The following is a 12,841-nucleotide window of genomic DNA, read 5'->3' on the forward strand; positions in this document are numbered from 1 at the left end:
AAACGCTAGTTTCATTTTACTAGCGTTTTTTTTTATTCAAAAAAATGATAATATTTACAAAAAGCTAACTTTATGTCTATACTTATAATCAATATTAAGCAACTCCTTCAAGTTCACGATTCTAATGTAACCATTGTAAAAGGTGAAGCAATGAAAACGCTCCCAATTATTGAAGATGCTTATGTGTATATAGATAACGATACAATTATTGAGTATGGGAAAATGGAAGATTGTGATGGTATCGAAGCCGAAACAACGATTGATGCTACAGGCAAAATTGTGTTACCTTCTTGGTGCGACTCTCATACACATATTGTATATGCAGGTAATAGAACCTCTGAGTTTGTAGATAGAATTAATGGATTAACCTATGCAGAAATTGCAAATCGTGGTGGAGGTATTTTAAACTCGGCCAAATTACTTCAAAATACTTCTGAAGAAGATTTATATAACCAATCTACAAAGCGTATGGAAGAACTCATAAAAATGGGAACTGGAGCTTTTGAGATTAAAACAGGTTATGGACTAACCGTTGAAGCCGAACTTAAAATGTTACGTGTTATAAAACGTATAAAGCAAGAGAGCTTGGCAAAAATCACTCCTACACTATTGGCTGCACATGCCATTCCTGAAGCATATAGAGCTAATAAGGATGCATACATAAAACTTATTACAGAAAAACTTATTCCACAAGCTTCGGAATTAAATATTGCAAATTTTATTGATGTTTTTTGTGAAGAAGGTTATTTTGATATTGACGACACTGAAGCCATTTTAAAAGCTGGATTAAAACATAAGTTTAGACCAAAAATCCATGTGAATCAATTTAATATTCTAGGTGGCATTGCTTTGGGAGTAAAATACAATGCGTTATCAGTAGATCATTTAGAAGAACTTAACGAAGCTGATATCGAAGCTTTAAAAGGAAGCGATACAATTCCTGTGGCATTACCAGGCTGCTCGTATTTTTTGAGTATTCCGTATACACCTGCGAGAAAACTTATTGATGCTGGATTACCATTAGCCATTGCTACAGACTATAATCCTGGTTCAGCACCAAGTGGCAATATGAATTTTGTTGTTAGTGCTGCTTGTGTAAAACTGAAAATGACACCAGAAGAAGCCATTAATGCAGCAACAATAAATGGAGCTTATGCTATGAGAATAAGCAATATGTACGGTAGCATTACAAGAGGAAAAAAAGCAAACCTAATCATAACCAAACCTCTAGATCACTATAGTGAAATCCCTTATGCTTTTGCGCATAACCCTGTTGAGCAGGTGATTCTAAACGGACAACTTAAAAACATAAAAAATCCGGAAGAGAACTTCCGGATTTAACTATCAATCAATCAATCAAATAATCAATTCTTATTTCAGAACGAATTCTGAAGAAGAAATCAACTCTTTATCATTAAAAACATTTACTTTATAACGTCCTTCCTCAAATTTTGAATCATTTGGTACAGAGACGTATTCGCAAATATTTAAGTTTCTATTTTCGTAATTAAAACGGCTAATTAAACTATAGTTTAAAACTTGATCTTCAAACTCTAATTGGTCATTAGAACCTAACACATTGTTTTTAGGATCAATTACCTGAACATATAGTTCCTTATCACCTGCATCTGCTAATGCATTCTTTGCAACAGTAAAGCAGATTTTAAGTTTATCACTTCGTCTTGCACGCTCTGTTGGTATTTGCTTACCACTACTTCTTTCAATAACACCCATACCTACTAAACCAACAGTTTGTAATGCAGATGCATCTTTAACAACTGTAGCCAATTCTGTGTTTTGTACTAAAAGAGAATCTGTAAAAACTGTACGCTCTGCTAATTGTACTTGAGTACTGTCTAAAGATGTTGCTAAGTACTCGTTTTCAACTTTTAAACGATCGTTCTCGGCAAGTAAAATATCCATTTCCTCTTGTAAAGCAGAAAATTTCTTTTTGTATCTCCATAAGCTATTTACGCTATTTTGAGATACTTTTAAAGAGTCCATTAGGCCTTGAATACGCTCTCTTGCAGCTACTAAATCTTGATTTTTAATTTCGCTTTCAGCAATAGCTTCATCGTATTGTTTAGCCATATTGCTTAAATCGTTCATTACTTGTTGCTTTTCAGTAACTAAGGTTTTTTCTGTTTCTTTCTTATCGTTATATAATTTAGAAGCCATAAAAGCAGTTCCTAAAAATAAAACCAATAAAATACCTAATCCAACTTTTAATCCAGTACTTGTTTTTTGTGAACCTTCCATAAATTGTGTGTTTTTTAAGTTATTGTTAATACTTATTTTTTTAATTTAATTTGAGATTAAAATAACTAAATAAAGCTGTACTTTTATTCTAGTATTATAAATTTTCCAAATGCAAAATCTTAAACTATTTACAGAAAAAGAAAAACAACATCTTTTAAAGAAACGTAAAGGTGAATCAAAATTTGGAGAACATATTCAGTTATTACCTAACCTCACTAACATATACGATGATATTGTTAATTTAGATGTTAAGTATGTAATTTTTGGTATATCTGAAGATGTTGGCGTTTATGCAAACTATGGAAATTCAGGCACTTACAAAGCTTGGGATGCTGTAATAAAAGTTTTGTTAAATATTCAAAGTAATGGCTTTACAAATGCAAAACAGGTATTGGTATTAGGTCATTTAGAGTATCCTGAAAGAGAAACCATGACAGCTTTAGATGCGTCAAAAAAGAAGCATATTAATGGAGCACGAACATTTGTTGAAACCATAGATAAGGATGTAACGCATATTGTTTCTTCTATTGTTAAGGCTGGGAAAATTCCGATCATTATTGGAGGTGGACACAACAACGCTTACGGCAATATAAAAGGAAGTGCTTTAGCTAAGAACAGTAAGATAAACGTTATAAATTTTGATGCGCATTCCGATTTTAGAGCAGAAGAAGGCAGACATAGCGGCAATGGTTTTAGTTATGCTTTTGCTGAAGGTTTTCTAAAGAGTTATTTTGTTTTTGGTTTGCATGAAAACTATTCGTCAGATAACCTTCTTAAAACATTAAAGAAAGTAAAGCATATAAAATACAATACTTACGAAGCTATTGAAGTTAGGAATGAGTTAGATTTTAATTCTGAATTAGATGTTGCTTTAAACCATATATCTAGCAAAAATTTCGGTATAGAAATAGATTGCGATGCCATTGAAAACATACCTAGCAGTGCAATGACACCAAGCGGATTTAGTGTAAAACAAGCCAGACAATTTGTAAACCACTTTGGACAGCACGAAAACACCTGCTATTTGCATATATGCGAAGCAGCACCAACAAACAAGACTGCTACTAAAGTTGGAAAACTCATCACATACCTTATAACAGATTTTATAAGAGCACATGGCAATTAAAATTATTGACTACAATCATAACTACGCTAAGCACTTCTACGATTTGAATATAGAATGGTTGCAAACATTTTTCTACGTAGAACCTTTTGACGAAGAAGTTTTAAGCAAACCAGATATTTACATTATTAATAAAGGTGGTTATATCTTTTTTGCTATGAAAGCAGATAAGGTGGTTGGCACTGTTGCCCTAATGCCCACTGAAGAAATTGGTATTTTGGAATTAACCAAAATGGCCGTATTACCAGAAGAACGTGGCCAAAAAATAGGTCAGCAATTATTAGAGCATTGTGTAGATTTTGGAAAAACAAAAAAACTAAACGGACTACTACTCTACTCTAACACTAAACTAGAAAACGCCATACACCTTTACAGAAAATACGGTTTTAAGGAATTGGATTTAGAAAAGGATAGTCCATATAAGCGTAGTAATATTAAGATGTTGATGGAATATTAAACATTTAATTTTCAATAGCCTTCAAAGAATCTAACTTACGCTGCAGTGCTTCAATTTGCTCAGAATTATCATTAACCTTTGGAATACGCATTATAGAGTCCATTTGTTGTTCTAAAATGTCTTCATCTTTTGGTGTTTCGTTATAATAATAACCAATGCCTTCACTTGCTCTCCATGCCTCATTGAGTTGTTTATACACTTCTTCATCCCAAGTGCTTGGATGTTTAACATCTATCCAAATTACATCTCTATATTCGCTATCAATCAATACTAAATCTGGTGTTGCAGAACCATCAAATTGTTGTGCGTCTGTGGAACTTATAGAAGAAATTGTACCTAAGAAAAACATACGTTTTCTACCGGCAATATCTTTTATATAAGGTCTAAATTCAACTGGTGTGCTGGCATTCCAATCGTATTCTTTACGTGATTCCTTTACTTTTAATGGCATTGCAGATACACCTGCATAACCTTGTTTTTTTGAAGCATGATCGTAATAATACATTTTATCTGTTCCGTCTGCAGGAATAAATACACTGTAGCTTAAACTGGTACGCTCATCACCTACTGGCTCTAAACCAAACCAATGATACAATCCACTATAAGCATCAGAATTTGAGCCTGAAAAATCAAAATCGGTTACATAAGGTTGCTGATTTTGGTCTTTTGGCATAACAGGAATTTTCACCGCAGTTTCCATGTTCCAAGGCAATGGATCACTAAATCCACCTAAAAATTTTAAAGATTCAGCTTGTAACTGAGACACCTCTTCAGCTAAGGTATTTTGCTTTGTTAAGAATGGATAATTTTTAATCTCATCTGGATGTACAAATGTGCCTTTCCCAATGGTAATACGTTCTATATAATCATTAAAATCGTGTTCGCCACTATCAATTATCATTACACCACCAAAGGTTGGGTATGGAAAAAAGAAGCCTTTCCATTTTATTAAACTTACCACTTCTACCCAATTGCCGTCATCATTTTTCATGTAAAACGTATCACTTGGTTCATAATTAAACAACATCCAAGGGTTAAAGCGTTGCACAACGGCATTGTAGGTATTTCTACTGAATTTTAAGGACTCGCCAATTGAAAACGTAACATCTATACGGTTTTCATTAGAAAACCTAGGAAATGGTGTTGTACTGCTTACAGCAAATACTTCCTCTGTGTTATCACTAATACGCTGCATAACGTACTTTTCGCTAGGCTGTATGGCCATAGTCCATTTATTCTCTGTGCCAATTCTTACCAAATGTGGCAAGGATACATCTTTGGTTTCACCAACACTTTCATTTGCCATTGAGTATATGTTTCTCAAGGGTTGAATACGTTCATTCTGTGTTAATGGAAGTTCATTAATTTCAACTTTATTTAAGCTATTGAAGACATTGTAAGTTTTCATATAGTCGTATAATCCTTGATTCCAACCAAAAAAATACAGCACTCCAAAAAATATAATCAATAATCCTAAAATACCTAATCGTGCACCTGTGCTTGCGGTTTTTCTAAATTTTCTTAAACCTAATACCAAGATTAAAACACTTAACAGAATTACGAAAATATACTTTCTTAAGAATAGTAAAACGGGTTGGTAGTCGTCCCTAAAAAAGAATAAAAGGATGAGTAATAGTAATGCTACAAAAATGGTAATTCGTTTTTGCTTTGCTCCTTTGTTCCAGTATGATTTTATCATAGTAAGTATTTGTCATTGCGAATCCCGAAGCTTCGGAATGTGCAATTTGTTTGTTATTAGTTAAAGTTTCGATTAAAAGATTACTTCGTCATTTCAATACTCGTAATGACACTTACATAAGACCCTTATCTTTCAATCGGTCACGCGCACTTTTTTCATTCATTTTAGCTTTAGGCTCCTTTTCAATTTCCTTTTTAGCTTCTTCAACCACTTTTGGTTCTTTTGCCTTTAAATCTTCTATAAAGTCTTTTCCTTTCTCAACGACATCATCGACCATATCTCCAATAGAATCACTTTTCTCTTCAACAACTTCAGATGTTTTAATAACAAAATTAGCCACATAAGTCCCTAAAAGTGTTCCTACAGCAAATGAAGCAAAAGCTGAAACACCAGGATAACTACTAAATACTGAGATTGGTGTCAGAAATTCTACTATCAAAGCTGCTACTAGAACCAAACTTACAATAAAAATAATACGAGGTAAAAGTGGTTGCCTAAAAACAAATCCTTTGGGATTATCAGGACTCATTTGAAGCTCTTTACTATTTACTATTTTATTCACAAATCGATAAACACTATTACTGTTAGATTCTCTCCAGTAGAGAAATATTCCGAATAAAATGGCTGCTATAAATATTACTAGTTCTATTCCCATAATGTTGTGTTTAAGGTTCTTATAAAATTAGTCTAAAATTCTTAAATATTGTTACTTATACGCTCAATTACCCAATCTTTAAAGGAATCGTCCCAAGTCTCATAACTTTTATAAAACTGCTCTTTATCATACCAATACAAGAATAATACATCCTTTGGTGCGATATTGATTAGTAGTTTGTGTATTAAATCTCTATGTTCTGCGGATAATGATGAATGAGGTTGATGTAAGGCAAAGTATAAAGATTGATTTACCATATCTTCAATTTTATAGGCATTGCTTCGTTCAAGTTTTTCGAGGTACAACTCCACACCCATAACCTGTTTACGAGCGTTAATATCTATTTTATTGAGGTAACTTTTAAATAACGATTTACTATCTAAAATCTCCTTTATAGGATGCTCCGTTTCTTTCAGCAAACTAAATAATTCGAACTTTTTAATGCGTTCGTAGTTTGGTGTGGTTACCATATACTCTAAATCGCACTGAATTATAATATGGTCTTTGAGTTTATCCATTAGTTCTGGTTGCGCTATATGATAAATCAGCACATCGTGTATAGTATCTTTTATGGCTTCTTTATAAACCTCTTTATTTTCAAAAATTACTATAGGTTTAATGAAATCCCTAAGTAGATAGACACCTTCAAAAGCACGTGTGTAAAATGAACCTGTGGAAAAATGCAAAGGATGTAAACTTAAATCCCTATTGCGTAAATCACCATAAGTTTTAGCCGAGTCTAATAATTGCTGATGTAAGTTTTCGTCTATAAAATTATTTCCAGTTTTAAACTTGTCAACGAGCATTAACTGTTCTCTTTGTTTGTCTTCAAGATTATCTATCAATCTGAAAGTAATATTTACATCATCATATTTTAAAACATCTAACGGCTCGTAAAACACATCAATATTTTGATCAAAATCGATACAAATAGCTGAATCCCTAGTAATATCATTAATCTTTTGCCCATGAGTTCTAAACACATGTTGCATCATCTCTCTATCGAAAGAATGAAACGGTAAATACACAGGCTTCCCTTTTTGTAATGGCGAAATAATAATGCCATGTGGATTGGCATCTCCATGGTTAAGGTATTGTGTGTTTTTCTTTTCTTCTGCTACCTCAGGACTCCAACCTACTCCATCAATAGAAAACGATTTGAGTTTGGTTTCTGTAAAACCTAATGTTTTAAGGCATTTATTATAACGCTCAACCAATTTTCCGCTTACAGGAATGAGCTCACTTCTATATAGATTTGCTTGTTTTAATTTCTGCATTTTAATCTATCAACTTATTAATTTGAGCGTATTGCACCAACATAATAGTTTTTGCATCAATAATCTCTTCATTTTTAACCATCTCAATAACTTGCTTAAATGGTAACTCTATCACTTCAATTTCTTCATCTTCGCTATCTAATCCTCCACCTTCATTAATCTTCATTGCATCACTATATTCTGCAACAAACAAATACATCTTTTCAGTTAGTGCACCAGGTGACGTATATGCTGAAAGCACCTGTTTTGCGTTAGTAATTTTATAACCAACCTCCTCTTCTGTTTCTCTAATTATGGTCTCTAAAGCATTATCATTATTATCAATCGCACCAGCACAAGCTTCTATTGACATGCCATCATTCTTATCATTCTCATAGGCTGGCATCCTAAACTGCTTGGTTAATATTACAGTTCCTTTATCTGGATTGAACAACAATATTGCTGTGCCATTTCCGCGATTATAAGTTTCGCGTGATAAACGTTTCCAATTACCATTTTTGAATTGGTAATCGTAATCAATTCTATGCAATGTTGCCCATTCGTTTGAAAGGATTGTTTTTTTTATGTTTTTTAGGCTTTTCATTTATATATCACTCCTACAATACTCGTTCTCGTAATGACGACTATCGTATCTCATTTTTATTTCTTCCCAAACTGCTCTCTTGCTTCAGTTTCAATATTTAATTGATTTACTCTAGCATCAACTTTTCGTTTAAAGTCGGTATCTGCAATTGTTGCTACATTATCTAAATAACGAATCACTTCTTGTCGTCTAATATCTGAGAAATTCAAACCTTTCATATTCGCTTTCATTAATTCTTGAAGCATATTAAACTTGGTCTCATAATCCTTTTTGAAATATTTATCAGGATTTTCAAACCAATCTTCTTCCAAATCAAAATCTGTTAAACGCAATGAAATTGCTGATTGAATGTTACGCACATCTCTAGAAGAGAAAAACGGAAATATCTTCTGAATTTCTTTATACAATGCAGCGTAAAACATATGGTCTGTGGTTTCGTGAAGCTTTTCAACCTTATCAAAAGTTTCGTGCACACGTTCTTCAGTTGGCTTTTCTACTAAATTGAGAATGTCTCCCATACTTTTTGCCAAACCTTGGTCTGCTAAGTATTGATATACCTCAGGATCATTCATATTTATGAAATCTGGCATGGTCTTTTTTAACTTATTCCACCAAATGTAATCCTGATCTACAAAGTCGTGCTCTGTACGTGCACCATCAATTTTAAATCGACCTTGCACACGAGAAATGACCGCTTTATCTAACATCTCTGGTAAGTTGGTAAATAAACCAATGGAGCTGTTTCCATAATTAACAGCGTAAGCTCCTTCCGTATATCTTAAAAATACGCCTATTACTTCCTTTACACCAGCAGAAACACCTTGTGCTGTACGTTCTTGCAGATTATTTTCTGCATCATCAATTGGTGCGAAAATTAATTTAGTAGGATCTTGCAACGGTTTCATCCATTCAACCATTTTTTCGGCAGAACCACCTTGAAATGTACTAATCAAAGTATCTGGCATTGGATGAAATAAAAACGGAATATCTAAATTATCTGAATGTTCCTTTAATCGTGTTGCAATAGCTGCAATGAGCATACTTTTTCCTGTTCCAGGAATTCCGTAACCCATAAAAACTGGCATAAAACCTCCTAATTCTTGAAACGGATTTTTCTTGGCTTCAAAATCGTAGCTTAACATACGTTCTGTTAAACGACGTGCAAAATGCTTTGCATCTCTGTTACCAACAATTTGTTCGAATTGTATTTTATTGAACTCTACACTTTTTGCAGTGCCTTGAAACACATTTTCCCAACCGGAAACTGCAAAATCGCTATTTTCTAGCTTGTAGGTTCTGTCTGCAATGGTTTCGGTGTATTCTAAACTGCTTTTACGCAATTGAATTTCGTCAATTAAGGCTTCAAAATAAACGACGGTAAAGTCTATAACATCCTTATCTGATTTGATTATTTCTTGATGCCCTAAATACTTATCGTAATAAAACAGTTGACATGAAATTCCTTTTAAAGGTGACATAAACGACACTTCTGGAATACCTGCGAATTTCTGTTTCATTACAGATAAATCATCGGAAGCATGCGGTTTTAAATCGTGTAATACCTTATAAGCTGTAGCAAACAACATGAATGCTGTTGCGGTGTGCATTTTACTTTCGTATTCTCTTTTCCCTGAACTATCTAAAGCCGATTTGTTTTCGCTTAACGTTGATAAGCCTGAAGCATCGTAAAAGCTATCTTTTATCCAAATTCCAAGTGTTAATGCTTCTTGTACCGCAAATAACGTATGATTTAGATTTACTGGAAGTGCTACTGACTCTGGTAATAATCGTTTTTTTAAGGCTAAAATCGTCTTAGAAACCGAAGTTACATTAACATTACTTCCATTATTAGCTCTTGACAAATACAAAAGAATAGATTCGTCTTTACCATCGTTATCTCTGTTTTTGGCGCGTTGGCTTTGTTCCCATTGAATTGATTTCAAATAAGATGTAGCTTCATCGCGAAGCATGTCTAGTTCGTTTTGTTTTATTGGAAATGTTGAGTTGTGTTCCATTATTTAGTATTCAGTCATCAGTCTGCAGTAAGCAGTCAGATATAGTTCTTATTTAAATTTTTCAGGATTCTGTATCACGTAATTGATGAGCTTTTCTATTTCTTCACTTTTATGTTGAAACTATTGTTTCCTTTCTTGACTGCTCACTGCGTACTGAAAACCTACTTATTTTTTAATTCAGAAACTTGAATAGGTGCCAAAGCCAACTTATTCATAATTTCTGGTGTTTTATTATATAGTAATTGTATAATTCTATGTGGTGCAAAGACAAACCTTTGTCTGAACATTGGATTCCACCGTTGAAAGGTTTGCTTACTAAAAAAACCACCTTCTTTAAATTCGCTTCCAGAACTTAGTTCATCAATTTTAAATGAAATAGCATACGATTCCAAAGGAATTTCCTTGTTGGCAATACTCTGCAAAATAGCATGTGTTACTTTGTTTTCGTCCTTTGCAAACACATTATGTATTGGTCCTAAATCAACACGTTTTATGAGCTTAGGAAACACTTTTGGTAAACGTTTATCTATTGCGTAAGCCATGGTGTCTAGTGCCATTTCTCTATCCGAAGTGTTTTTTAATACGGTATAGATTTCAGATTTGTAGTCTTGTACATCTCTACCATCGTAATTAAAATACATGTAGCAAATAAATGGTCTGTTGTGAGACACATCGTAAAAGCTCCAACTTACCAAATGCTCTGCTGCTGAACCTTCTGGTGCTTTAATAATTTTACCTTGAACAAAGCGATTGAAGATATATTCTTTCTTAGCAGATGTATAATAGACAATTGATGATGCCTGAAAAAGTTTGCGTTTGGCAATTGGTTCTTTTTTTCGCATTAAGGTGTCTAAAAACTCTTCTTTAAGCGTTTCTACATCTGTAAGCTTTCCTAAGTAATCTTCTCGTAATCCTAAATCATTAAACAAATAACGAAACTCTAAATAGTTTGGAAAACCTGAATCGGTTAAATCTACCTTCATATTCTCTTCGTCGTCATACATGTATTTTACACGCATGGCTTCGACAGAATACAACAACAAATCACAGTATTGTTTAAATAACAACACTTCTTGTTGGTTTAGTATTTGCTTTACTTGTACAGCAACTATCAATTCTTTTAGCGTAAAGTCTATCATTTTATGATAGAACACATATTGCTCTTTGGAATCTAGTATGGCTGAATCTAGAGGTGTTACAATCATGTCTTTAGTAATAAGTATTTAGTACAAAGTGTAAAGCAAACAAGTTCTATTAGAAACTTAAAAACTAATGACTTGTTACTTTATACTTATTACTGATTTTATCCGAGCAAATCGTCATCATTAGCTTTTGGCTTTGGCTCACCTGCTGGTTCACCACCATCTGAAGGTGCGTTCGGATCTGCTTTGTAATATTCGTCAAAAATTTCTTTCATATCAATACCATAACGATCTGCAAAGTTCTTTTGAATTTCTTCGTCTTTTGCTCTAATATCCTTTAAAGCTTCAGCATAACTTCCGTAAACACCTTGCATTACTTTTTCGTGTACAGGAATGTTATCCATCATTTCTTGACGTGCTTTAGCACTTGCAGTATGCATTGCAGCTAAAGTTTCACCAATATGCTCATCTGTTTTAACACCTAAATGTTCCAAAATTGCAGCAAATTCTTGGTCTGTACGTGCTTTTAATGCCACAACATAACCATCGTAATACTTTAATCTTTCGTCGGTATCACTCTTTAATTTAGCACGATGAGTTTGTAAGTTACTACGTAAAGAGGTTAATACTTTTATTGTTAAGTTGTGCTTGTGAACAAAGCTATCTTTAGAAGCCGCTAATGTTGTATAAGCATTTTTGAGTCCTTCTAATTCTTCAACTTTTTGCTCTAATTGTGTTACTTTTTCTAAAGCCTCAGAATATTCAGTAGATTGCTTATCAGCAACTTCTTCTAAGGCTTGTCTTGCCTGTTTTAACAAAGCATATTGCTCTTCAAGCTTAGCTTCTACTTCTTTCTTCTTTTCTAATGCTTTAGTGTGGTTGTTACTTGCCTCAACAATTGCTGTTTTTAGGCTTTCTTCAACTTCTTTAATTTCGAGCTCTCTATCTTTTAAACGTTTGATTGCCGCTTGACTCTTAAATGACAATTCATTTAATAAGGTTTGCACATCTGCAGTCTCAATACGTTGTTGAAACATTGCTTTTGCCTTATTATCTGCAGCATCGCGTTCTTTTTGAGCTGATTGCAACTCTTGTTCTGCATCTCTAATTTTGCTTTTTCTTCCCCAAAGGTTATTCCACCATGTATCTGGCTTATTTTTGGCATCTTCAAGTTCAACCTTAGCACGCTCTAAACGCTTAACAGCATCGTCAATAACTTTTTGTTCCGCTGCATTTAAAGCAGAGAAACCTTCGAACATAATACCCACTTCATCTTGGTAATCTGTTAAGTCTTTAATGGCATCTAATAGTGTAGTTCTATCTTTTTCTGCCATATCTACAACATTATCTAATGTTGCATTTAATATTTTCTGACGACTTTCTGGATCATCTTCTTGAGCCAATTTAGACTTCATTTGGTCTATGGCTTTTCCCCAGTTAACATCGACTTTTTCAGCTTTTTCTTGTGAGTTGGTTTCTAATAAATCAAAATCATCAGACATATTTGTAGTGTATTTAGTTGAACAAATTTCGGATAAGCAATTTCGGTATTTTTTTATGACTATAAAAACTTTGCTTACTAAATTATGAGTAGTAATTGTTATAAAATTGTTACAGCATTTTAATTATAA

Annotated in this window: 11 protein-coding genes; 3 read left to right on the top strand and 8 right to left on the bottom strand. The window is 33.4% G+C overall.

Annotated features, from left to right (window positions below):
- Positions 1 to 72: 72 nt before the first annotated feature.
- Positions 73 to 1,341: an imidazolonepropionase gene (gene hutI, locus ACFFGA_RS14450; RefSeq protein WP_386065038.1), complete on the top strand. Its 1,269-nt coding sequence runs from the start codon at positions 73 to 75 to the stop codon at positions 1,339 to 1,341.
- A gap of 30 nt (positions 1,342 to 1,371) precedes the next feature.
- Here hutI and ACFFGA_RS14455 read toward each other — a convergent pair whose 3' ends face one another.
- Positions 1,372 to 2,259 (bottom strand): DUF8428 domain-containing protein, encoded by an 888-nt coding sequence (locus ACFFGA_RS14455; RefSeq protein ID WP_386065040.1) that lies wholly within the window; start codon positions 2,257 to 2,259, stop codon positions 1,372 to 1,374.
- A 109-nt stretch (positions 2,260 to 2,368) separates the two neighbouring features.
- Between ACFFGA_RS14455 and ACFFGA_RS14460 the strand changes: the two genes are divergently transcribed.
- Both ACFFGA_RS14460 and ACFFGA_RS14465 read left to right on the top strand, forming a co-directional pair.
- Complete coding sequence (locus ACFFGA_RS14460; protein WP_386065042.1) at positions 2,369 to 3,385, top strand: formimidoylglutamase; 1,017 nt, start codon at positions 2,369 to 2,371, stop codon at positions 3,383 to 3,385.
- The gene (locus ACFFGA_RS14465) at positions 3,375 to 3,839 is read left to right on the top strand and encodes a GNAT family N-acetyltransferase (RefSeq protein ID WP_386065044.1); all 465 of its coding nucleotides are present in this window, start codon (positions 3,375 to 3,377) and stop codon (positions 3,837 to 3,839) included. The genes ACFFGA_RS14460 and ACFFGA_RS14465 overlap by 11 nt, the downstream gene beginning before the upstream one ends.
- A 4-nt stretch (positions 3,840 to 3,843) precedes the next feature.
- On the opposite strand, the gene ACFFGA_RS14470 is transcribed toward ACFFGA_RS14465, so the two are convergent.
- The 7 genes from ACFFGA_RS14470 to ACFFGA_RS14500 form a co-directional block, all read right to left on the bottom strand.
- Positions 3,844 to 5,538, bottom strand: a complete 1,695-nt coding sequence (locus ACFFGA_RS14470; protein WP_386065046.1) for a hypothetical protein — start codon at positions 5,536 to 5,538, stop codon at positions 3,844 to 3,846.
- A gap of 112 nt (positions 5,539 to 5,650) precedes the next feature.
- Positions 5,651 to 6,193, bottom strand: a complete 543-nt coding sequence (locus ACFFGA_RS14475; protein ID WP_386065048.1) for a hypothetical protein — start codon at positions 6,191 to 6,193, stop codon at positions 5,651 to 5,653.
- Positions 6,194 to 6,234: 41 nt separating this feature from the next.
- Positions 6,235 to 7,470, bottom strand: coding sequence for a DUF6638 family protein (locus ACFFGA_RS14480; protein ID WP_386065050.1), 1,236 nt, complete (start codon positions 7,468 to 7,470; stop codon positions 6,235 to 6,237).
- A gap of 1 nt (position 7,471) precedes the next feature.
- Complete coding sequence (locus ACFFGA_RS14485; protein WP_386065052.1) at positions 7,472 to 8,053, bottom strand: NUDIX domain-containing protein; 582 nt, start codon at positions 8,051 to 8,053, stop codon at positions 7,472 to 7,474.
- A 56-nt stretch (positions 8,054 to 8,109) separates the two neighbouring features.
- The gene (locus ACFFGA_RS14490) at positions 8,110 to 10,068 is read right to left on the bottom strand and encodes an AAA family ATPase (RefSeq protein WP_386065054.1); all 1,959 of its coding nucleotides are present in this window, start codon (positions 10,066 to 10,068) and stop codon (positions 8,110 to 8,112) included.
- A gap of 161 nt (positions 10,069 to 10,229) precedes the next feature.
- Entirely contained in the window at positions 10,230 to 11,273 is a 1,044-nt protein-coding gene (locus tag ACFFGA_RS14495; protein ID WP_386065056.1) for a hypothetical protein, read from the bottom strand.
- 98 nt (positions 11,274 to 11,371) lie between these two features.
- Complete coding sequence (locus tag ACFFGA_RS14500) at positions 11,372 to 12,712, bottom strand: microtubule-binding protein (RefSeq protein ID WP_386065058.1); 1,341 nt, start codon at positions 12,710 to 12,712, stop codon at positions 11,372 to 11,374.
- Between the last annotated feature and the right edge of the window lie 129 nt (positions 12,713 to 12,841).

Source organism: Winogradskyella pulchriflava, assembly GCF_042434315.1.
Classification (GTDB): Bacteria; Bacteroidota; Bacteroidia; order Flavobacteriales; family Flavobacteriaceae; genus Winogradskyella; species Winogradskyella pulchriflava.